Origin of the sequence: Delftia tsuruhatensis NBRC 16741 (assembly GCF_001571325.1) — a bacterium.
GTDB classification, from domain to species: Bacteria; Pseudomonadota; Gammaproteobacteria; order Burkholderiales; family Burkholderiaceae_C; genus Comamonas; species Comamonas tsuruhatensis.
The window spans coordinates 92,539-112,239 of record NZ_BCTO01000027.1; the positions used below are offsets into that span (position 1 = coordinate 92,539).

General features: G+C 66.2%; 20 protein-coding genes. 12 read left to right on the top strand and 8 right to left on the bottom strand.

All coding sequences use genetic code 11. The annotated features are described in order from the left end of the window. Position 1 precedes the first annotated feature (1 nt). From DTS01S_RS14680 to DTS01S_RS14710, 7 genes are read left to right on the top strand one after another with little or no spacing between them, the layout of a single operon-like run. The gene (locus tag DTS01S_RS14680) at positions 2–874 is read left to right on the top strand and encodes a carbohydrate ABC transporter permease (protein ID WP_082774918.1); all 873 of its coding nucleotides are present in this window, start codon (positions 2–4) and stop codon (positions 872–874) included. Further along, the gene (locus DTS01S_RS14685) at positions 867–1,751 is read left to right on the top strand and encodes a carbohydrate ABC transporter permease (RefSeq protein WP_047216922.1); all 885 of its coding nucleotides are present in this window, start codon (positions 867–869) and stop codon (positions 1,749–1,751) included. Before DTS01S_RS14680 ends, DTS01S_RS14685 begins: the two co-directional genes overlap by 8 nt. A 28-nt stretch (positions 1,752–1,779) precedes the next feature. After that, entirely contained in the window at positions 1,780–2,895 is a 1,116-nt protein-coding gene (locus DTS01S_RS14690) for an ABC transporter ATP-binding protein (RefSeq protein WP_061287963.1), read from the top strand. After that, positions 2,892–4,427, top strand: a complete 1,536-nt coding sequence (locus DTS01S_RS14695) for a GMC family oxidoreductase (protein ID WP_061287964.1) — start codon at positions 2,892–2,894, stop codon at positions 4,425–4,427. Before DTS01S_RS14690 ends, DTS01S_RS14695 begins: the two co-directional genes overlap by 4 nt. Then, positions 4,424–5,209 (top strand): 3-ketoacyl-ACP reductase, encoded by a 786-nt coding sequence (locus DTS01S_RS14700; protein ID WP_046239201.1) that lies wholly within the window; start codon positions 4,424–4,426, stop codon positions 5,207–5,209. Before DTS01S_RS14695 ends, DTS01S_RS14700 begins: the two co-directional genes overlap by 4 nt. Before the next feature lie 11 nt (positions 5,210–5,220). Further along, complete coding sequence (locus DTS01S_RS14705) at positions 5,221–6,822, top strand: GMC family oxidoreductase (RefSeq protein WP_061287965.1); 1,602 nt, start codon at positions 5,221–5,223, stop codon at positions 6,820–6,822. A 14-nt stretch (positions 6,823–6,836) separates the two neighbouring features. Further along, on the top strand, positions 6,837–7,805 hold the full coding sequence (locus tag DTS01S_RS14710) for a DUF993 family protein (protein WP_061287966.1): 969 nt from the start codon (positions 6,837–6,839) through the stop codon (positions 7,803–7,805). 78 nt (positions 7,806–7,883) lie between these two features. Here DTS01S_RS14710 and argC read toward each other — a convergent pair whose 3' ends face one another. After that, a complete protein-coding gene (argC, locus tag DTS01S_RS14715; protein ID WP_061287978.1) occupies positions 7,884–8,852 on the bottom strand; it encodes an N-acetyl-gamma-glutamyl-phosphate reductase in 969 nt (322 codons plus the stop codon). A gap of 119 nt (positions 8,853–8,971) precedes the next feature. Here argC and DTS01S_RS14720 point away from each other — a divergent pair, with 119 nt between their 5' ends. Beyond that, a complete protein-coding gene (locus DTS01S_RS14720) occupies positions 8,972–9,856 on the top strand; it encodes a LysR family transcriptional regulator (protein ID WP_017407463.1) in 885 nt (294 codons plus the stop codon). Between the two features lie 129 nt (positions 9,857–9,985). Here the strand turns inward: DTS01S_RS14720 and DTS01S_RS29665 are convergent, their stop codons facing one another. Continuing rightward, positions 9,986–10,402 (bottom strand): jacalin-like lectin, encoded by a 417-nt coding sequence (locus DTS01S_RS29665; RefSeq protein ID WP_074922946.1) that lies wholly within the window; start codon positions 10,400–10,402, stop codon positions 9,986–9,988. 832 nt (positions 10,403–11,234) lie between these two features. Here DTS01S_RS29665 and DTS01S_RS14725 point away from each other — a divergent pair. Both DTS01S_RS14725 and DTS01S_RS14730 read left to right on the top strand, forming a co-directional pair. Then, positions 11,235–12,161 carry an NAD-dependent epimerase/dehydratase family protein gene (locus DTS01S_RS14725; RefSeq protein WP_017407464.1) on the top strand — a complete coding sequence of 309 codons (927 nt, stop codon included), beginning with the start codon at positions 11,235–11,237 and terminating at the stop codon, positions 12,159–12,161. Next, positions 12,158–12,853 (top strand): type 1 glutamine amidotransferase domain-containing protein, encoded by a 696-nt coding sequence (locus tag DTS01S_RS14730; RefSeq protein ID WP_016446292.1) that lies wholly within the window; start codon positions 12,158–12,160, stop codon positions 12,851–12,853. Before DTS01S_RS14725 ends, DTS01S_RS14730 begins: the two co-directional genes overlap by 4 nt. Before the next feature lie 25 nt (positions 12,854–12,878). Here DTS01S_RS14730 and DTS01S_RS14735 read toward each other — a convergent pair whose 3' ends face one another. Continuing rightward, positions 12,879–13,373: a MerR family transcriptional regulator gene (locus DTS01S_RS14735; RefSeq protein WP_016451534.1), complete on the bottom strand. Its 495-nt coding sequence runs from the start codon at positions 13,371–13,373 to the stop codon at positions 12,879–12,881. A 302-nt stretch (positions 13,374–13,675) separates the two neighbouring features. On the opposite strand from DTS01S_RS14735, the gene DTS01S_RS14740 reads away from it, so the two are divergent. Then, the gene (locus DTS01S_RS14740; RefSeq protein ID WP_012206106.1) at positions 13,676–14,167 is read left to right on the top strand and encodes a hypothetical protein; all 492 of its coding nucleotides are present in this window, start codon (positions 13,676–13,678) and stop codon (positions 14,165–14,167) included. An 89-nt stretch (positions 14,168–14,256) separates the two neighbouring features. Here DTS01S_RS14740 and DTS01S_RS14745 read toward each other — a convergent pair whose 3' ends face one another. From DTS01S_RS14745 to DTS01S_RS14760, 5 genes are all read right to left on the bottom strand, one after another. Further along, the gene (locus DTS01S_RS14745) at positions 14,257–14,865 is read right to left on the bottom strand and encodes a DUF4337 domain-containing protein (protein ID WP_034366698.1); all 609 of its coding nucleotides are present in this window, start codon (positions 14,863–14,865) and stop codon (positions 14,257–14,259) included. Positions 14,866–14,965: 100 nt separating this feature from the next. Beyond that, a complete protein-coding gene (locus DTS01S_RS29670; protein WP_074931907.1) occupies positions 14,966–15,145 on the bottom strand; it encodes a DUF2256 domain-containing protein in 180 nt (59 codons plus the stop codon). Positions 15,146–15,165: 20 nt separating this feature from the next. After that, on the bottom strand, positions 15,166–16,224 hold the full coding sequence (locus DTS01S_RS14750; RefSeq protein ID WP_061287967.1) for an NAD(P)/FAD-dependent oxidoreductase: 1,059 nt from the start codon (positions 16,222–16,224) through the stop codon (positions 15,166–15,168). Continuing rightward, positions 16,221–16,853: a lipocalin family protein gene (locus tag DTS01S_RS14755; RefSeq protein ID WP_061287968.1), complete on the bottom strand. Its 633-nt coding sequence runs from the start codon at positions 16,851–16,853 to the stop codon at positions 16,221–16,223. The genes DTS01S_RS14750 and DTS01S_RS14755 overlap by 4 nt, the downstream gene beginning before the upstream one ends. Beyond that, complete coding sequence (locus tag DTS01S_RS14760; protein WP_061287969.1) at positions 16,814–17,797, bottom strand: MerR family transcriptional regulator; 984 nt, start codon at positions 17,795–17,797, stop codon at positions 16,814–16,816. Before DTS01S_RS14760 ends, DTS01S_RS14755 begins: the two co-directional genes overlap by 40 nt. Positions 17,798–18,056: 259 nt before the next feature. Here DTS01S_RS14760 and DTS01S_RS14765 point away from each other — a divergent pair, with 259 nt between their 5' ends. After that, positions 18,057–19,631 (top strand): methyl-accepting chemotaxis protein, encoded by a 1,575-nt coding sequence (locus DTS01S_RS14765; RefSeq protein ID WP_061287970.1) that lies wholly within the window; start codon positions 18,057–18,059, stop codon positions 19,629–19,631. Positions 19,632–19,701: the final 70 nt, after the last annotated feature.

The window sequence follows — 19,701 nt, forward strand, 5'->3', positions numbered from 1 at the left end:
CATGAAGGCCGGCTGGCTCCCCAGGCTGCTGCTCAGCCCCAGCGTGCTGCTCACGCTGGTGTGCGTGTACGGATGCATTCTGTTCACGGTCTATCTGTCGTTCACGGCATCGACCCTGCTGCCGCGCCATGAATGGGCCGGCACCGCTGCCTACACGCGGCTGCTGGGGCTGGAGAACTGGAAGATCTCGGCGAACAACCTCGCGGTGTTCGCCAGCCTCTACATCGCCATTGCCATGGCGCTGGGCCTGGTACTGGCCATCCTGACCGACCAGAAGATCCGCGCCGAGGCCGTGCTGCGCTCCATCTTCCTGTACCCCATGGCCCTGTCCTTCATCGTCACGGGAACGGCGTGGAAATGGCTGCTCGACCCCGGCGTGGGCCTGGAAAAATCCATGCACCTGCTGGGCTGGCAGGGTTTTGCGTTCGGCTGGATCAAGGACGGCGACATGGCCATCTACTGCGTGGTCATCGCCGCCGTGTGGCAGACCAGCGGCTTTGCCATGGCCCTGTTCCTGGCGGGCCTGCGCGGGGTGGACTCCGAGCAGATCCATGCGGCGCGGCTCGATGGCGCGCGCACCTGGCAGGTCTACTGGCGCATCGTCCTGCCGCAATTGGGGCCGGTTTTCGTATCGGCCTTCGTGATCCTGGCGCACATGGCCATCAAGTCCTATGACCTGGTGATTGCGCTGACCAATGGCGGGCCCGGCCGCTCGACCTGGCTGCCCTCGGTGTTCATGTACCAGTACTCGTTCACCCGCAACGAGATGGCCGTGGGCGCGGCCAGCTCGGTGCTGATGCTGCTGGCCGTGGGCGCCATCGTCCTGCCCTATCTCTGGGGCGCCATGCGCAGTGCAGGAGGTCGCCATGACTGAGCTGCGCACACCCTGGTCCTTGACACGGCGGCTTCAGCCCTGGCGCGTGCTGCTGTATGCGGCGCTGGTCCTGCTGGCGGCGGTCTTCCTGCTGCCGGTCTATGTGATGCTGGCCAATTCGTTCAAGCCGCTCGACGAGATCCGCAGCGGCCACCTGCTGGCGCTGCCCGGGCAGTGGACGCTGGCGCCCTGGCGCAGCGCCTGGAGCACGGCGCAGATCGGCGTGCAGGCCACGGGGCTGCGGCCGTTCTTCCTCAATTCCTTCCTGGTGGCCGTGCCATCCGTGCTGCTGTCCACGGCCCTGGGCGCGCTCAACGGCTGCATCCTGACCCAGTTCCGTTTCCGGGGGGCGGACCTGCTGTTCGGCGCCATCTTGCTGTCGGTCTTCATTCCATTCCAGATCGTGCTGATCCCCATGGCCAAGATGCTGGGGGCACTGGGCCTGGCGGGCAGCCTCAAGGGCCTGGTCTTCGTCAACACGGTGTACGGCATAGGCTTCACCACGCTGTTCTTTCGCAACTACTACGCGGCCTTCCCGGCCGAGCTGGTGCGCTCGGCGCGCATGGATGGCGCGGGGTTCTTCGGGCTGCTGTGGCGCGTGCTGCTGCCCAACAGCCTGCCCATCGTCGTGGTGGCCGCGATATGGCAGTTCACCAGCATCTGGAACGAGTTCCTGTTCGGCGCCTCGTTCAGCGATTTCAGCTCCTACCCGCTGACCGTGGCGCTGAACAACCTGGTCAACAGCAGCACCGGTGTCAAGGAATACAACGTCCACTTCGCGGGGGCGTTCATTGCGGCCTTGCCGACGCTGGCCGTGTACCTGGTATCGGGCCGGTTCTTCGTGCGCGGGCTGATGGCCGGCGCCGTCAAAGGCTGATGCCCAGCATCTTGCAGTGAGGCATTCCATGGCATTCCTTGATCTCGACCGCATCCACAAGCGCTTCGGCGCGGCCAGCATCCTGCAGGACATCAGCATTGCCGTGCAGGAGGGCGAATTCCTGGTCCTCGTCGGCCCGTCGGGCTGTGGCAAGAGCACGCTGATGAACATCATCGCGGGCCTGGAGCCGCCCAGCGGCGGCCGCCTGGCGCTGGGCGGCCGCGACATCACCCACGCGGCGCCGGCCGAGCGCGACATCTCCATGGTGTTCCAGTCCTATGCGCTGTACCCCAACATGACCGTGGCGGGCAACATCGGCTTTCCGCTGGAGATGCGCAAGGTGGACAAGTCGCGGCGCCTTGCGCGGGTGCAGGAGGTGTCCAGGCTGCTGCAGATAGAGCACCTGCTGGGGCGCAAGCCGCGCCAGCTGTCGGGCGGCCAGCGCCAGCGCGTGGCCATAGGGCGGGCGCTGGCGCGCGAGCCGCAGCTCTACCTGTTCGACGAGCCGCTGTCCAACCTCGATGCCCAGCTGCGCGTGGACATGCGCGCCGAGATCAAGAAGCTGCATCAGCGCCTGGGCGCCACCATCATCTATGTCACGCACGACCAGATCGAGGCCATGACCCTGGCCACGCGCATCGCCGTCATGAAGGGCGGGGTGCTGCAGCAGCTGGGCACGCCGCAGCAGGTCTACAACCGGCCGGCCAACACCTTTGTGGCGGGCTTCATGGGGTCGCCGCGCATGAACCTGCTGCCTGCGCGCGTGGGTGAGGGGGCGGGTGAGGGGCAGGGCGGTCCCTTCCTCGATATCGGCGGCCAGTCCCTGCCCCTGCCGCAGCCGCTGGCCACCGCGCTGCAGGGCCATGCGGGCCGCGAAGTCATTGCCGGCATACGTGCCGAGGCCGTGGGCCTGGCGCCCGAAGGCGTGCCGGCCGCCCCCGGCCAGGGCCTGGCCGAGGCCCGCGTCGAACTGCTGGAGCCCACCGGATCGGACACGCTGGCCCTGCTGGAGCTCGGTGGCCATGCGTTCACCGCGCGGCTGCCGCCCGATACGCCGTTGCGCGCCGGGGACAGGGCACGCCTGCTGATCGACCTGTCTCGGCTGGTCTGCTTCGATGCCGCCACCCAGGCGCTGATCGCATGACCGCCATGGCGCACAACGGGCTGGACTGCGATGTGCTCATCATCGGCTCGGGCGTGGGCGGCTCGGCCGTGGCCCTGCAACTGGCGGACAGCGGTGCGAGCGTATGGGTGCTGGAGCGCGGCCCGGTGCTGCCGCGCGAGGCGCAGAACTGGGACATCGAGGCCGTCTTCGCCGAAAGACGCTACCAGACCGACGAGGTCTGGTACGCCAGCGGGCGGGCGTTTCGGCCCGGCATGTTCTATTTCGTGGGCGGGCACACCAAGTTCTACGGCACGGCCATGCTGCGCTTTCGGCAGCGCGATTTCGAGGCGGTGGAGCATGAGGAGGGCATCTCGCCCGCCTGGCCGCTGCGCTATGCCGATCTTGAACCCTGGTATGCCCTGGCCGAGCAGCTGTTCGGCGTGCGCGGCCAGGGCGGCGCCGACCCCACGGAGCCGCCGCGCAGCACGGCCTATGCCCATCCCCCGGTGCCGCACGAGCCGCTGCTTTCGCGCATCGAGCAGCGCTTGCGTGCCCAGGGCCTGCGGCCGTTTCCCATGCCCTGCGCCATCGACCTGGGACCGGGCGGGCACTGCCGGCGCTGCGCCAATTGCGACGCCGTGCCCTGCATGGTGGGGGCCAAGGGCGATGCCGAAACCTGCCTGCTGCGGCCTGCGCTGGCGCACCGCAATGTGCGGCTGCACACCGGCGTGCACGTTCAGCGCCTGCTCACCGATGCGGGCGGGCGGCGCGTCGTCGCGGCGGAGGTGGTGGACCGCGGCGTGGCGCGCCGCATCACGGCGGGGCTGTTCGTGCTCAGTGCCGGCGCCATCAACTCGGCGGCCCTGCTGCTGCGCTCGGCCAATGCGCGGCATCCGCGCGGCCTGGCCAATGGCAGCGACGTGGTGGGCCGCCACTACATGACGCACAACACCACGGCCCTGATGGCATGGCACCCGTTCAGGCGCAATCGCACGCGCTTTCCCAAGACGCTGGCGCTGCACGACTTCTATTTCGGCGACGGCGCGGGCGGCCCGCCGCTGGGCAGCCTGCAACTGCTGGGAAAGATCCGCGAGCCCATGCTGCGTGCCGCCCTGCCGGGCAGCCCGAGGTGGCTGCGCAGCGCGCTGGCCGAGCGCAGTGTGGACTGGTACGCGCAAAGCGAGGACCTGCCCCACCCCAGCAGCCGCGTCACGCTGCGCGCAGACGGAGCCATCGACCTGCACTGGCACCGCACCAACCTGCGCGCCCACCAGCGTTGGGTGGCGCGCTGCGCCCAGATACTGCGCGGCACCGGCTACCCGCTGGTGCTGTCGCGCGGCTTCGGCACCGAGGTGGTGTCGCACCAGTGCGGAACGGTGCGCCTTGGGAGTGATCCGGCCACCTCGGCGCTGGACCCGCAGTGCAAGGCCTGGGAGCTGGACAACCTGTATGTGGTCGATGCGGGATTCTTCCCGTCCTCGGCCGCAGTCAACCCCGCGCTGACCGTGGCTGCCCAGGCCCTGCGCGTGGGCAGTCACCTGCGTCACCACCTTCAGGAGCTGCTGCCATGAATCCGCAATCGACGGCACGGCGCCCCGTGGCCCTGGTCACCGGCGGCAGCCAGGGCATAGGCGCCGCCATTGCGCTGCAACTGGCGCACGACGGCTTTGACGTGGCCATCACCACGCTGCAGGACGATGGTGCCAGTGACGGCGCCAGCGTCGCGCAGATCCAGGCCTGCGGCGCGCGTGCGCTGCATGTGCGCGGCGACCTGGCCGACGTGCACGACCACGCTCGTGTGCTCGATGCGGTCTGCGCCTGGGGCGGTGTGCCGTCCTGCCTGGTCAACAACGCAGGCATGGGCTCGCCGCGCCGCGGCGATCTGCTGGACATCCGCGCCGAGGACTTCGACCGGGTGATGGCCACCAACCTGCGCGGCAGCTTCTTTTTCACGCAGGCCGTGGCGCAGCGCATGCTGGCTGCGCCTTCGGGCGCTGCGCGGTCCATCGTCACCGTGTCCTCGGTCAGCGGCGAGATGGCGTCGGTGGAGCGCGGCGAGTACTGCCTGTCCAAGGCCGGCCTGGGCATGCTGACGCGCCTGTTCGCGCTGCGCCTGGCGGCGCACGGCATTGGCGTGTTCGAGCTGCGCCCCGGCATCGTCCGCACGGCCATGACGGCGGGTGCTGCCGATCGGTACGACGGGCTGATCGCTGCGGGCCTTGTGCCCATGGGCCGCTGGGGCCGGCCCGAGGACGTGGCGCAGGCCGCCAGCGCGCTGGCAAGCGGCAGGCTGGCGTTTGCGACGGGGTCGGTGCTGCATGTGGATGGCGCGCTCTCCATCGCGCGGCTGTGAGGAGGATGACCATGGACAGCTATGACTACATCATCACGGGCGCGGGCTCGGCCGGCTGCGTGCTGGCCAACCGGCTGAGCGCCGACCCCTCGGTGCGCGTGCTGCTGCTGGAGGCCGGGGGCTGGGACTCGCATCTTCTGTACCACTGGCCTGCGGGCTTTGCGCGCATGACCCGGGGCCGGGGCTCCTGGGGATGGCAGACCGTGCCGCAGCGGCATCTGAACCAGCGCGTGCTGCGCTACACGCAGGCCAAGGTCATCGGTGGCGGCTCGACCATCAACGCCCAGCTGTACACGCGCGGCGTGCCGGCAGACTATGACGACTGGGAGCGCCTGGGCGGCGCCACGGGCTGGTCCTGGCGCGACGTGCTGCCGTACTTCAAGCGTTCGGAGAACAACCAGCGCTTTGCCAACGAGTACCACGGCTACGGCGGCCCGCTGGGCGTGTCCTGCCCCGTCAGCCCGCTGCCCATCTGCGAGGCCTTCTTCCAGGCCGGCCAGGAAATGGGCATGCCCTTCAACCCCGACTTCAACGGCGCCGCGCAGCAGGGCCAGCTCACGCAGTGGAATGCGCGCCGTGCGTCGGCGGCCACGGGCTTCATCGATCCGGTGCGCATGCGCCGCCCCAATCTGACCATCCAGCTGCAGACCCAGGCGCTGCGCGTGCTGGTGCAGGGCAGGCGCGCGGTTGGCGTGGAGGCGGTCTCGGGCACCAGCCGCACGCCTTTCAGCGTGCATGCCAGCCGCGAAGTCATCGTCTGCTCGGGCGCCATAGGCTCGCCCAGGCTGCTGATGCACTCCGGCATAGGCCCTGCCGACCATCTGCGCAGCGTGGGGCTGGCGCCTGTGCATGACCTCCCTGGTGTCGGCTCCAACCTGCAGGACCACCTGGACCTGTTCGTGATCGCCGAATGCACGGGCGACCACACCTACGACAAATACCAGCGCCCCTGGCACGCGGCCTGGGCGGGCCTGCAGTACCTGCTGCTCAAGAAAGGGCCGGCCGCCTCCAGCCTCTTCGAGACCGGGGGCTTCTGGTATGCCGACCCCGATGCGCTCGCGCGCTCGCCCGACATCCAGTTCCATCTGGGGCTGGGCTCGGGCATAGAAGCCGGAATGACCGGGCTGGAGAACGCGGGCGTGACGCTGAACACGGCCTACCTACGCCCCCGCTCGCGCGGCACGGTCCGGCTCGCGGATGCAGACCCGGCGTCGGCGCCCTTGATCGATCCCAACTACTGGGCAGACCCGCATGACCGGGCCATGTCCATCAGGGGCCTGCGCCTTGCGCGCAAGCTGCTGGGCCAGCCCGCGCTGCGGCGCTACGTGCACGGCGAGGTATTGCCGGGCGGACATCGGGACAGCGATGCCGAGCTGTCTGACTACGCCTGCGCCCATGCCAAGACCGACCACCATCCCGTGGGCACCTGCCGCATGGGCCCCGAGCACGACCCGTACAGCGTGGTGACGCCGCAACTGCAGCTCATCGGCATGGAGGGGCTGCGCGTGGCCGATGCGTCCGTGATGCCCTTCATCCCCTCGTGCAACACCAACGCTCCCACCATCATGGTGGCCGAGAAGGCTGCCGACCACATCCTCGGCCAACGGGCTTGAGGCAGGAGACCCCCATGCAGATCCTCCTTCCCCGAAGCGACGGCCGTCTCGTACCACTGGCCATGAAAGCCAATCCCATCGCTCCCGCGGGCCCGGCCCCTGCCTTCAACCGCAGCGTCTACGCAGCGGCCCATGTGGTGATCGACCCGTTGGCCGCCACGCATCCCTGGGATGGCCCGCCTGCCATCGATTGGGAGGCGACGCTGGCCTTCCGCGAGCAGATGGACGTGGTGCAGGCCGAAGGCTGCCCCGTGGTCCTCATGGCCAGCCGCGCCCTGGTCCAGGCCGCGCGCGGCCCGCAGGACTATCTGCAACTCTATGACCGGCTGCTGGACGCGGCCGACCAGCCCGTGGTGCTGCACTGGCTCGGCGAGATGTTCGACCCTGCGCTGCGCGGCTACTGGGGCAGTACGGACCTGGTGCAGGCCCTTGATACCGTCGCCGCGCTGATCGCAGCGAAGGCGCCCAAGGTCGAAGGCATCAAGGTATCGCTGCTCGATGCGCAATGGGAGAGGGCGCTGCGCCGCAGGCTGCCTGCGGGCGTGAAGATGTACACGGGTGACGATTTCCACTACGCCGAACTCATGGCCGGCGATGGGACGGCAGCCGGTGAGGGCGGCCACTCCCACGGCCTGCTGGGCATCTTCGACCCCATCGCCCCGGTGGCGGCCGTGGCGCTGGCCGAACTGGCCCAGGGCCGCAGCGGAAGCTTCCGGGAACTGCTGGATCCCACGGTGGCGCTGTCGCGCGAGATTTTTTGCGCGCCCACGCGGCACTACAAGGCAGGCATCGTGTTCCTGGCCTGGCTCAATGGCCACCAGAAGCACTTCTCCATGGCCGGCGCAATGCAGTCTGCACGCGGGGCCGTGCACTTTGCCAAGGTGTTCGAGCTGGCCGATGCCTGCGGTGCGCTGGCCGACCCGGAGCGGGCCAGCGCGCGCATGAAAAGCTATCTGTCGGTGGCCTGTGGCGTCGAGGCTTGAAGCAGGATTGCCCGGATCTTGCCTCGTCTTCCCCAGGCCGGCAGCTCACACCGTACTCACTCCACGCTCACACCAGGCTCACACCACGCTCAGGGATTCATCGCATCCTGGCTGCAGCATCGGCTGCAGCCCGAGCATCAGATCAAGGTTCTGCACCGCCGCGCCGGCGGCGCCCTTGCCCAGGTTGTCGAACACGGCGGTCAGCAGCACCTGCTGCTCCTGCGGCTGTCCGAACACCGCCAGCCGCATCCGGTTGCTGCCATTGAGCGCGCGCGGATCGAGCCGCTGCGCATCGGCGTCCTCCTCCAGGGGTTGCAGCTCGATGCAGGGCTGGCCCTGGTACCGCGCCTGCAGGGCAGCGTGCAGGCTGCGGGCGGTCACACCAGCGGGCAGCAGCCGCAGATGCAGGGCGATGGTCAGCACGATGCCTTGCCGGTAGTGGCCATAGGCCGGCACGAACACCGGCGCATGGGCCAGGCCGGCATGCTGCTGGATCTCGGGTACGTGCTTGTGGTGCAGACCCAGGCCATAGACCTGCAGGGGCACGGCAGTCGCGGCGGCAGCGCCCTCATGGTCCAGCAGTCCTGCGCGGCCCCGTCCCGAATAGCCCGATACCGCGTGAATGGCCAGCGGGTAGTCGGGGGGCAGCAGGCCCGCGTCGATCAAGGGCCTGAGCAGTGCCAGAGCACCTGTCGGATAGCAGCCGGGATTGCTGACGCGCCGGGCATGGGCGATGCGTTCAGCCTGGCCTGCCTCCAATTCCGGCAGGCCATAGACCCAGCCCGGCGCGGTGCGATGCGCAGAACTCGCATCAATCACGCGCACGCCGGGCCGGCGCACCAGCGCCACGGCCTCGCGCGCAGCCTCGTCCGGCAGGCACAGCAAGGCGATGTCGCAGTCGTTGAGCGCCTCGGCGCGGTGCGCCGTGCTTTTGCGCTGGTCGGCCGGCAGTTGCAGCAGGCGCAGGTCGGTCCGATCCGCCAGCCATTCGCGCACCTGCAGGCCGGTGGTGCCTTGGTCGCCATCGATGAAAACAAGAGAGGTCATGGGTTGCTCCGATTGGGTGTGGAGCGCATGGTGCAGCGCCTGCCGCATGCAGACCAGTTGAATCTGACAAACTACGGATTCATGATTCCTGAATTGCTGGCAACCTGGGACACCGCACCATGCGCGAAATCAATCTGGACCGTCTGCGCACCCTGCTGACGGTGGCCGACCTGGGCTCGTTCGCCGCCGCCGCCAAGGTGCTGCACCTGGCGCCGCCCACGGTGACGCTGCATGTGGCGCAGCTCGAAGAGCGTCTGGGAACACGTCTATTGCACCGCGCACCGGCCGGCGTCACCGCCACATCGGCCGGCAGCCTGCTGATAGACAAGGCGCGCCAGCTCCTGGCCGAGGCCGACGATCTCCTGCAGACCGTGCAGCGCCAGATCGCCACGCGCGGGGGCCGCGTGCGCCTGGGCGCCTCCACCGGCGCACTCGCGCACCTCTTGCCCCAGGCACTGGAAACCCTGGCCGCCCGGCATCCCGAGATCGACGTGCAAGTGGCGGTGATGACCAGCGAGGAAGCCCTGGCGCGCCTGGCGGCCGGCAGCCTGGACATCGGCATCGTTGCCTTGCCGCAGCCCGTGCTGCGCGGGCTGCAGGTGCAGGCCTGGCGCCAGGACCCCGTGCTGGCCTTCATCCCGGCCGCCTGGAAACCGCCGCGACACATCACGCCCGCCTGGCTTGCGGCCCGCCCCCTGATCGCCAACGACCGTGGCACCCGGCTGTCGCGCCAGACCGCCGAATGGTTTGCCGCAGGCGGCGCCCGGCCGCAGGCACGCATCGAGCTGAACTACAACGACGCAATGAAGAGCCTGGTGGCAGCGGGCTACGGCGCCGCGCTGCTGCCCCACGAGGCCGGCGCACCGCAGCCTGACCCCCGCATCACCACGCGACCCCTGCGGCCAGCACTGTCAAGGGCGTTGGGCATCGCGCATCGCAAAAGGCCGGATGACGACGCGACGACGGTGACGATTGAGGTTTTGATGGGGATGCGGGGGCGTTGACTTTGCTGATTGATGCCTGATTGACCGCAGGAATCAATAGAGCCGATGAGCGGACTGGAATAAACCTCGGCTTCATCCCAGTCCGTTTCGGTGCCTTGTTGATGCGATGGCACCATCACCGGCTTGACACTACGCTGGAATGAAAACGCCTATCGCGTCAACATTTGTGCCGGAACGACCAAAGAAGCCACCCGCTGCTTCAGCAGGAATGGGGCCGAAGGGTTTCCCTCCGTCGCCTCCGTAGGGGCCGTAGGACTTCTTGTTGGTGGTAATGGTCAGAGAATCAATTCGACTTCCGCTTCGCCCTTGTATCGTAACGATGTGCTCGTTGCTGCCAAACTCGATCACAGTTTCTTCGCCGCCCCCGCCACCATGGCGTGCACCAGTGAGCTGTGTTCCGTCTGTCAGAAGCCAAGTGGTTTGGATGGCATCGACTCTGGCTCCGTGCCTGATCGAAATCCTCACAATTCGAACCACTTGGGTCAGATCATCGGAAAATTCGTCTCCACCCTGACCGCCGACTTGTTGACTTTTCTTGTAAGGCATATAAATCTCCGTTGTCAATCGCCCTTGGTTTTTTGGCTTCTACGGGGCGATGTTCATAGAAGCATAAGGCTCGAAAGCCAGAAGCTGGATTCAATGATTGGCCGAATGGCGACAATGGTTGTAGTGCGCTTCCAATGCAAATGAGGTGCGGTCGACAAGAGCACGCTCTGACGTTAATTGACCAAACGATCCCTCAGAAATGCGCGAAGTCAACACGATTTGATTTCTGGATATCAATAGCGGTACATCCAGTTTTTCGTCCTGTCATTGCGATCGCCATGGCAATATTTGCCACTGCCATCATCAGAGGTCCTCAGGCCATTCATTGCTGGCGTTTCATTCTGTCACATTGAATAAGCGGCGTCCATCGGAAGTCGGCAATTCAATCATTGGATTGAGAATGGCTTCTTCTTTTCAATGGTGGTGGTGTATTCTGATCGCATCAAATAGTTGCTGTACACACATTGCTGCCATTGCTCTCATTGCACCCATTGCAGCAATTGATGCCGGTGTGCGGTGGCAGTCTCGATAAAGCCGACAAGTTCGGACCACAGATGAGCAACCGCAAAGAGGCAAGTCCGCCATCGCGGCTCATGCACAGGCGCTGCCGACCCGAACCGGGCCTTCACCAGGTGCACCAAAGCAGGCCGCAGTGTCCAGGCTCCAGGCTCCCCGACATGATGGAAGTGCCGGGTTTCTTCAGACAGCCAGCGAGCCGGCAGGGGGCTTCGACCTGATATCAGGGACCTGCAGTTTTGCCGCTTGACCTTCAACTCAAGTTGAAGCTTAAGCTCCTTATCCTCTCATCACACAAGATGCTGCAAGGATCGATATGCAAACCATTTTGGGCGCCAATGGCCAGATCGCTGTGGAGCTGGCGCGCGAGCTCCACCGCAACTACACGCAGAACCTGCGCCTGGTCAGCCGCAAGCCGCGCAAGGTGAACGATACGGACGAGCTGGTGTCCGCCGACCTGATGAATTCCGCGCAAACCCTGGAGGCCGTGCGTGGCAGCGAGGTCGTGTACTTCACCGCCGGCCTGCCACCAGACACCGAGTTATGGGAGGGGCAATTTCCAGCCATGCTGCGCAACGCGCTCGATGCCACGCGGGCAGCGGGGGCCAAGTTTGTCTACTTCGACAACACCTACATGTACCCGCAAACCGCGCAGCGGCAGACCGAGGAAACCGCCTTTGCCCCGGTGGGACGCAAGGGGCGCGTGCGCGCCTTGATGGCCGAGATGGTGCTGGCCGAGATGCAGCGCGGCGATATCCCCGTCGCCATTGCCCGCGCGCCAGAGTTCTACGGCCCCGGCAAAACCCAAAGCATCACCAACACCCTGGTGATCGGCCCGCTCAAGGCGGGCCAGAAGGCCAAAGTGCCGGTGCGTGACGACAAGCTGCGCACCCTGATCTGGACGCCCGATGCAAGCCGCGCCATGGCAGCCATTGGCAATGCGCAAGATGCGTATGGCCAGACCTGGCATCTGCCTTGCTGGGACGAGCGGCTGACCTATCAGGCCTTTGTGAACATGGCGGCTGCAACCTTTGAGGTTGAGCCGCGCTACAAGGTACTGAGCCACCTGGCCATGGTGGTTGCTGGCTGGGTCTCCAAGCCCGTGCGCGAACTGCGTGAACTGCTGCCACGCTACGCGCACGACAATGTGTTTGATTCGTCCAAGTTCAAGCGCCGCTTTCCCGACTTTGCTGTCACCAGCTACGCACAGGGCCTCAAGCACATCGCGCAGGAGTCATCATGAGCACGCCACGTATCTTGCATGTCGTCACCAATGTCGCTCATTACGACGACCCTGCGCACGCCACAGGGCTGTGGCTGTCGGAGCTGACCCATGCCTGGGATGTGTTTGCTGCGCAAGGGTATCTGCAGCAACTGGTGAGCCCGCTGGGTGGAGCCGTACCGCTGGAGCCGCGCGCACTCCAATGGCCGCACTTCGATGCTTCGGCCAAAGCCTGGCTCGATGATCCCGCGCGCATGGCCCTGCTGGCGAACACTGCGGCACCTGCCGATATCGATGCGAACGATTTCGATGCCATCTACTTCACCGGAGGGCATGCGGTGATGTGGGATTTTCCCGATAGTGCGGGGCTGCAGCGCATCACACGCAGCATCTGGGAGCGAAGTGGCATCGTTGCATCGGTTTGCCACGGCTACTGCGGCCTGCTCAATACGCAGCTCAGCGACGGCTCTTTGCTGGTCGCGGGCAAACGGGTCACGGGTTTTTCATGGACGGAAGAAATCCTGGCCGGAGTGGCCCGGTCCATGCCCTACAACGCCGAGCAGGAGATGAAGATGCGCGGTGCGCGCTATCAGAAAGCCTTGCTGCCTTTTATGTCGTATGTGGTGGCCGAGGGCCGCCTCATCACCGGGCAAAACCCGGGGTCGGCCAAAGCGACTGCCAAGCAGGTGGTGCAGGCTCTGGCAAGGCGCTAGGGCCACGTTCCAAACTGGCGCAGGCCTATGCCGCGCTTGCCCGCTTCTTGTGTCCGGTGCGCATGAGCTTGCCCATTTTTTCTTCGGCCGCTGCTTCAGAGGCCAGGGATTCGGATTGCTGGGCCAGTACATGGGAGAGCACGCGGCGTGCGTTGTCATGGCAATCCATGTTGTCTGGCCGCGCTTCAATATCGGACAACAAAGCCTGCAACTGCTTTTTGCTGGTTTGCAGCTTTTTCTCCATGGCCTTGATATCGGCAATTTTTTGGCGCAGCGCGCCTACGACGGCCTCATGGTCCCAGCCTTGCAGGCCGGGCGGCAAGAGTGCACGAATTTCATCCAGGCTGAAGCCCACCCCTTGCGCAATCGCAATCAGCTCCAGCATCTGCACCATCTCAGGCGGATAGCTGCGGTAGCCATTCGCGCCACGCTCAGCCGCTTGCAGCAGGCCGCTTTGCTCATAAAAACGAATGCGTGATGTGGACAGGCCTGTGCGTTTGCTCAGTTCGCCAATGTTCATACGTGACCTCGGCAGGGATGCCTTGACCTTCAACAAGACTTGAAGCTTATCGTACTCGCAAGCCCTTCGCTCCAGCGGCAATTTGCGGCGAGCGCGACGTGCAAGCGAGGCAACCTGACGCAGCTCGGTCAGCCGCTGATGACCAGCCTGCACGCCTGCTTTGACTGCCGTGGCTACCGTATCTGCCGGGTGTCATGGCCCCGTGGAAGCCGCCGCTTGCGCAATAGACCCCTGCGCGCGAACTGTATGGATGGACAGTAGAATTTCGGGCTCGATAGTTTCCACAAGGGAAGGGTCTGGACATGTCCGCAGAACTCGAACAAGAAGTCGTCTCAATCTTCGAAGACCGCCTTTGGCATCACAACGGCTGGGAGGCCCGCGTCATCAAGAATGAAGACGACGATGGCTGGGCCGTTGCCATGACCCAGGACGGCCAGGTGGAGCCAAGCCTGGTCGGCCCGTGGACCATGGGCCGCGACAAGAAAAATCCCAAGCCGCTGGACGTTTCCGCTTTCAACACACTGGTGAAGACGGCGCACGAGGTGATGCGCCGGCATGAGCAGCATCTGGCAGCGCAGTTGCACAAGGATGTGCAGATCGTGGTGGGCGGGTCACGCGTGACCGTCTCTCTGGATATCGAGCCCGATGAAGACAATCCCAGCGCCACGCTCACCGCCACTGCCGCCGACGGCAGCGAGCTGGCCAAGGTGGGAGTCAGGCCGGACCATCAGCTCACCCGGACGTCTGCGCAAGCGTGGGCAGAGGCAGGCTACCCCCGTCCCAGCGAGGACTGAGCCGCGGGCAAGGCCGGGGAATCGGGGGGGGGCTGTTTCACAGCTGCCTTCCAAGGCGGATATGCGGCTTTGCGGCTTTGCCACACGCTCTAGATGTGCAGCATGGCCAGCCCGCCCACGCCAAGGCCCAGCGCTGCCACGCCGAGCATGGCGTATTCCAGCCATTTCTTCTTGGTCAGCAGCGCGATGGCTGCAAGGGCAATGGCGACCTGCAGCGCGGTGGTGGCCTGCGCCCAGCGGTGATGCAGGTGCATCTGCATCTCGGACTTCTCGTCCCATTGCCGGGCCTCTGCTTCCAGGCGGTCGGCATCGCGCTTGATGTCGTCCTTTTCCTTTTCGTAGCGCTCCACCTTGGCCTGGTAGGCCGCCCGCCTGTCCTCCGTGGTCGCCAGATCACGCGCGAACTCGGACAGCGATTGCTTGGTGCTCTTGGCCTGGAAGAAGGCCCACTGGTTGGCCGCTTCGGTCTTCTTGATGGCTGCGTCGTTCTTGTACAGCCCGGCATTGGCCTGGGTGGCGCCGCCCATGTACGCGAAGATGGCGCCCACCGTGGCGATGACTGCCGTGCACATGGCGATCTGGTTGGTCAGGCTGCCGCCGCCGATGCCGTGATGGGCGGTGTGGCCATGCTCGCCCTGGGCAGCATGTTCGAGTTCGTGATCGTGTGGGCCGTGGACGTGAAAGCCGCCGGAAGACATAGGTGCCAATTCCTTGATGCAATGGGGTGGCGCATTATGGGGCCGGCCTGGCGGCAATCCAGGGCTCCAGAATGTGCGGGGCGCATGGCCCGCTTGGAGGTCAGCGCCTTGGCTGACGGCCTGCAGATGAGGGAGTGGGATCAGGCGGCAGTCGCGCGGTGCGGCAGCGCTGCGAGCAGTATTTGACCTCGTCCCAATCACGTGCCCATTTTTTGCGCCATGTGAACGCAAGACCGCAGCACGCACACAGCTTGGAGGGAAGGTGGGGCTTCTTGTGCATGGCGCGGGCGTTCCTGTGGTTCAGCGCGTCAGCGTGGCCAGGGCGCGCCGGGCCAGCGCCCGTCCGCTGAGCCAGGCGCCTTCGACGCCTGCGCCGCACATCCAGTCGCCGCACAGGCCCAGGCCCGCAGGCGCATCCCACCAGTAGCGGTTGACCAGGTGCGGCGCCGGCAGCGCATAGCGCCAGCGGTGGGCAGTGACGCGCAGGCCGCCTGGCAGAGAGTCGGACAGAGAGCCGGCCAGGGCCTCGAATGCCTGCAGCAGTTGCCGGGCCACGGATTCAGCGTCCGATTCGATGTGATCCTGGCTCCACCGTGCACTGGCATGCAGTACCCAGGTCTGCTGCCCTTGTTGCCCTTGTTGCCCTTGCCGCCCTGGCTTGGCGCTGTCGCGTGCCACCCAGCACAGCGGGCCATCCGTGATTTCTGCCGCATCCCAGTCCAGCGGCAGGGGGGCGTCGGTGCGCAGCATGGCCACCCAGCAAGGCTGCATGCGTGCGCTGGCGGCCAGTGCCGCAGCATAGGGCGAGACCGGCTCCAGCAAGGCTGCCGCCTGCGGTGCAGGCACTGCCAGCACCAGGGCGCAGTATTCCGGCCCCATCTGCCCTTGTTCGGCACAGTGCACTGTCCAGCGGGCAGGCCCGTGCTGCAAATGCTGCACCGTGGCCTGCAGGTGCAGCCGTACGCCATGCCCCTGCTGTCCAAGCCGCTGGACAAGAAACGCTGCGGGAGAGGTCATGCGCGGCACGCCCACCCAGCGGTCGAGGCCTGCCTCTGCGGGCACCGCGTCTGTGCCCTGCAGGCACACTGCGCGCGGACGCCAGGCGGCGACAACGCCGTGCTGCTCCCACTGGCGCACCTCCTGCACAAACTCCGGGTCCTGGGCTGCAAACGATGGGGCGCCGTGATCGCACTGCCACGCACCCTGCAGATCCTGCGCGCGCCGTGTGCTCATGCGCCCGGATGGGCCTCGGCTTTTCTCGAAGATATCCACGCGGCAGCCAGCCTCGGCCAGCAACTGTGCGCAGGCCAAACCCGCCATTCCTGCGCCGATCACCGCGACGGGGGGCAGGCTGTTCACAAGGCCTCCTGGCTGCGCGCTTCCTGGTGCCGATCATGGCTGACCCAGATCAGCGCGCCGGTATCGACGCCCAGTTCCGCGGCCTTGGCGACGATGGATTGCAGGGTCTGCGGGGGCAGTTTCGGCTCCCTGGCCAGTATCCAGCAGTACTGCGTGTCCGGCCCGAGGACCAGCGCCCAGCGGTAGTCAGGGTCCAGGGCGGTCACATGGTAGCCGCCGTAGAACGGGCCGAAGAAGGAGACCTTGAGCGAAGCCGTGTCCGGCTTGCCCGTGAACAGGGCCTTGCCGACGGCGCGCTGCCACTGGCCCCGGGGCACGGAAAACCCCCGGTTCACCACCTTCACGCTGCCGTCTGCCTGCGGCGTGTACTCGGCGGTCACATCGGTCATGCCCCGCTCGAAACCATGGTCCAGCCGTGCCAGTTCGTACCACAGGCCCTGGTAGCGCTGCAGGTCGAACGGTGAGACGGGCGTGACCGAGCCTGGCGGGCGCATGCTGGCGCAACCGCTGGCCAGCAGGCCGGCGCCAAGGGTCGCTGCCAGCAGGGTGCGCCGCCTGGCGATGAAGACGGGGCGGGGGGCGGGAAAGTTCATGCGGATGTCCTTGATGTTCTTGTCGCCTGCCGCCATCGGGCGACCAGCGGTTGCAGATCCGTGAGATGGCGCACCGGCGTGATGCCCGTGACCGGGCTGGAATAAAGCGCCGGGCATGCTCCACCGGCCCACAACTCGATGGCCGGCGGCAGGTGGCTGCGCAGCTCGCCCAGGCAAGCCTGCGCCATCGCTCCGTTGTGGGCGCTGCTGAAGCTCAGCCCCACGATGTCGGCGCGATGCGCCCGCGCGGCCTGTGCCACGTCGCCGATGGGCGTCTGGGTGCCCAGCGATACGCAGTTGCAGCCTTCCAGGGCCAGCAGGGCTTCGACCATGAGCAGGCCCAGTCCATGCATCTCCTGCGGCAGCGTGGTCAGCAACACCTTGGGCGCGGGCGGCGGGGAAGGCGGGATGAGCGAGGCGATCGCCTGCCTCAAGACGCCGGTGAGCACCTCGGTGTACAGGTGCTCTTCGAACACTTCAAAACGCCCCTGTGCCCAGAATTCACCGACCGCCGTGGTCAGCGGGGCCACGAGCGTGGTCACGAAACCGGCCAGGCCCATGCGCGACTGGGCCAGGCTCAGGCAATGCCTGAGCTGGGCGGGATCATGTGCGGCAATGGCGTTGAGCATGGGTGCGAAGCGTTCAGAGTCTGCTGCATTCTCTGAATTTGTCCTGGACAAATCCATGGCTGGCGAGGTGTCGGCGCGGGCCAGCAGCGCCTGCAGGCCGTCCAGGTCCACCCCCATCAGCTTGCTGGGGCGCAGCCCCGTATCCATGAGCCGCCGGATCAGGGTCAGTTGTCGAACCTGGTCTGCCGGGTAGCGGCGATCGCCTGCCGAATCCCGTTCAGGCCTTGGAAAGCCGTAGCGTCTTTCCCAGACACGCAGGGTGTCCTTGGCAAGTCCGGTCTCGCGTTCGACGGCCGAGATGGGCAGCCCGGGGCCAGGCGCCAAAGGCAGGGGGTCAGAAAGTGGCGTCATTGATCTGAAGGGAACAAAACGTCCGGCCATGGCCGGAATGTTTTGAGGGATTTTGCGAATTGTCTAGGACAAAAATATGTTTTGTCCAATATATTACATAGAGAAACAAAGCACAGGCCCGCTGGCCGCCACCCGGCAGCCGCTGGCGCGAGTGCTCTGTAGATCCCGGCCAGGAGATGACGGCCCCAGGCGCAGGCGAGGCTTGACATCGTGATCGCCGCGCCCGTGTGCAGTCTTTCCGGCTACGCAGTCCGTACCGATGATCATCATGAATTTGTCCAACTGGCCACTGGCCCGCCGTCTCGCAGCTGCCTTCGCATGCGTCATCGCCATTTTTCTTCTTGTCATCGCGCTGGCCGTGAGCAGCCAGGCCCGGCTCAAGGAGGCCCAGCAATGGAACGAGCACACCTTCAAGGTGATGTCCCAGGGACAGCGCATGCTCACGGGCATGGTCAACATGGAGACGGCCTCGCGGGGCTATCTCCTGTCGGGCGACTCCCGTTTTCTGGCCCCCTGGGATGAAGGACTCAAGGAGTTCGAGGCCTCCTGGCAGGAGGCCGTACGCCTGACCGAGGACAACCCCGCCCAGCAGCGCCGGCTCGACGGTATCCGGCTGCGCCACCGTGAATTCGTGCAGGCGGTGCAGCCGCTGCAGGCGCTGCGGCGGCAAGTTCAGGATGGCACGGCGACGGTCGAGGATCTGGTTCGCGAGTTCTCCCTGGGGCGCGAGAAGGCGGCCATGGATGGGCTGCGCGCACTGCAGGCGGACCTGGTGCGGGAGGAGGAGCAGCTCATGGCCGAGCGCCTGACGCGCACCGAGTCGCTGGCGGCAATGACGCTGGCGTTCGAGCTGGGGGGCGCGCTGGTGGCCGTTGTGCTGGCCGCTCTGCTGGGTACCTGGGTCACGCGCTCCATCACCGGCCCCATCGGCCGGGCCATCCAGGTGGCACGCGCGGTGGCCTGCGGGGATCTGACGCAGCGGGTGGAGGCCACCACCCACGATGAAGTGGGGACCCTGCTGCGCAGCCTCGGCGAGATGAGTGATGCGCTATCGCAGGTCGTGGCCGTCGTGCGCAGCGGCAGCGAATCCGTGGCGAGTGCAAGCACCCAGATTGCCCAGGGCAACACCGACCTGTCCTTGCGAACCGAAAGCCAGGCCAGCGCGCTTGAACAAACTGCGGCCTCCATGGAGCAGCTCGGAGCGACCGTGACCCAGAACGCAGAGGGAGCGGGCAAGGCCAACGCGCTCGCGCAGCAGGCCAGCGGCGTGGCCGGGCAGGCGGGCGAGGTGGTCACCCAGGTCGTGGACACGATGAAGGGCATCAGTGAAAGTTCGCGCCGCATCGCCGACATCATCAACGTCATTGACGGCATCGCGTTCCAGACCAACATCCTGGCGCTGAACGCTGCGGTGGAGGCTGCACGTGCCGGTGAACAGGGCCGCGGCTTCGCTGTGGTGGCCTCCGAGGTCCGCAGCCTGGCCGGCCGCAGCGCGGCGGCGGCCAAGGAGATCAAGGCCCTGATCTCCGACAGCGTCGAGCGGGTCGAACAGGGCTCTGTGCTGGCCGACCGCGCGGGGGGCACCATGGCTGAAGTGGTGATGAGCATACGCAGCGTCACCGACCTCATGGGCGAGATCAGCGCGGCTTCTGCCGAACAACGCAGCGGCGTGGCACAAGTGGGCGAGGCGGTCACGCAGATGGACCAGGCGACGCAGCAAAACGCGGCCCTGGTGGAGGAAATGGCGGCGGCAGCCACGAGCCTGCGCCAGCAGGCGCATGACCTTGTGCAGTCCGTGAGCGTTTTTCGCCTGGGGCCTCAAGCGCAGGGTTGAAGCAGGGTTGAGGCAGGGTTGGCGCAGGGGTGAGGCAGGGTTGATGCACCGGGTGAAGACACGGTGCGGG

Bases quoted from the DNA above. Each gene is read 5' to 3' on its own strand.
- DTS01S_RS14680 (WP_082774918.1), top strand. From the start codon at position 2: ATGAAGGCCGGCTGGCTCCCCAGGCTGCTGCTCAGCCCCAGCGTGCTG.
- DTS01S_RS14685 (WP_047216922.1), top strand. From the start codon at position 867: ATGACTGAGCTGCGCACACCCTGGTCCTTGACACGGCGGCTTCAGCCC.
- DTS01S_RS14690 (WP_061287963.1), top strand. From the start codon at position 1,780: ATGGCATTCCTTGATCTCGACCGCATCCACAAGCGCTTCGGCGCGGCC.
- DTS01S_RS14695 (WP_061287964.1), top strand. From the start codon at position 2,892: ATGACCGCCATGGCGCACAACGGGCTGGACTGCGATGTGCTCATCATC.
- DTS01S_RS14700 (WP_046239201.1), top strand. From the start codon at position 4,424: ATGAATCCGCAATCGACGGCACGGCGCCCCGTGGCCCTGGTCACCGGC.
- DTS01S_RS14705 (WP_061287965.1), top strand. From the start codon at position 5,221: ATGGACAGCTATGACTACATCATCACGGGCGCGGGCTCGGCCGGCTGC.
- DTS01S_RS14710 (WP_061287966.1), top strand. From the start codon at position 6,837: ATGCAGATCCTCCTTCCCCGAAGCGACGGCCGTCTCGTACCACTGGCC.
- argC (WP_061287978.1), bottom strand. From the start codon at position 8,852: ATGACCTCTCTTGTTTTCATCGATGGCGACCAAGGCACCACCGGCCTG.
- DTS01S_RS14720 (WP_017407463.1), top strand. From the start codon at position 8,972: ATGCGCGAAATCAATCTGGACCGTCTGCGCACCCTGCTGACGGTGGCC.
- DTS01S_RS29665 (WP_074922946.1), bottom strand. From the start codon at position 10,402: ATGCCTTACAAGAAAAGTCAACAAGTCGGCGGTCAGGGTGGAGACGAA.
- DTS01S_RS14725 (WP_017407464.1), top strand. From the start codon at position 11,235: ATGCAAACCATTTTGGGCGCCAATGGCCAGATCGCTGTGGAGCTGGCG.
- DTS01S_RS14730 (WP_016446292.1), top strand. From the start codon at position 12,158: ATGAGCACGCCACGTATCTTGCATGTCGTCACCAATGTCGCTCATTAC.
- DTS01S_RS14735 (WP_016451534.1), bottom strand. From the start codon at position 13,373: ATGAACATTGGCGAACTGAGCAAACGCACAGGCCTGTCCACATCACGC.
- DTS01S_RS14740 (WP_012206106.1), top strand. From the start codon at position 13,676: ATGTCCGCAGAACTCGAACAAGAAGTCGTCTCAATCTTCGAAGACCGC.
- DTS01S_RS14745 (WP_034366698.1), bottom strand. From the start codon at position 14,865: ATGTCTTCCGGCGGCTTTCACGTCCACGGCCCACACGATCACGAACTC.
- DTS01S_RS29670 (WP_074931907.1), bottom strand. From the start codon at position 15,145: ATGCACAAGAAGCCCCACCTTCCCTCCAAGCTGTGTGCGTGCTGCGGT.
- DTS01S_RS14755 (WP_061287968.1), bottom strand. From the start codon at position 16,853: ATGGCGGCAGGCGACAAGAACATCAAGGACATCCGCATGAACTTTCCC.
- DTS01S_RS14760 (WP_061287969.1), bottom strand. From the start codon at position 17,797: ATGACGCCACTTTCTGACCCCCTGCCTTTGGCGCCTGGCCCCGGGCTG.
- DTS01S_RS14765 (WP_061287970.1), top strand. From the start codon at position 18,057: ATGATCATCATGAATTTGTCCAACTGGCCACTGGCCCGCCGTCTCGCA.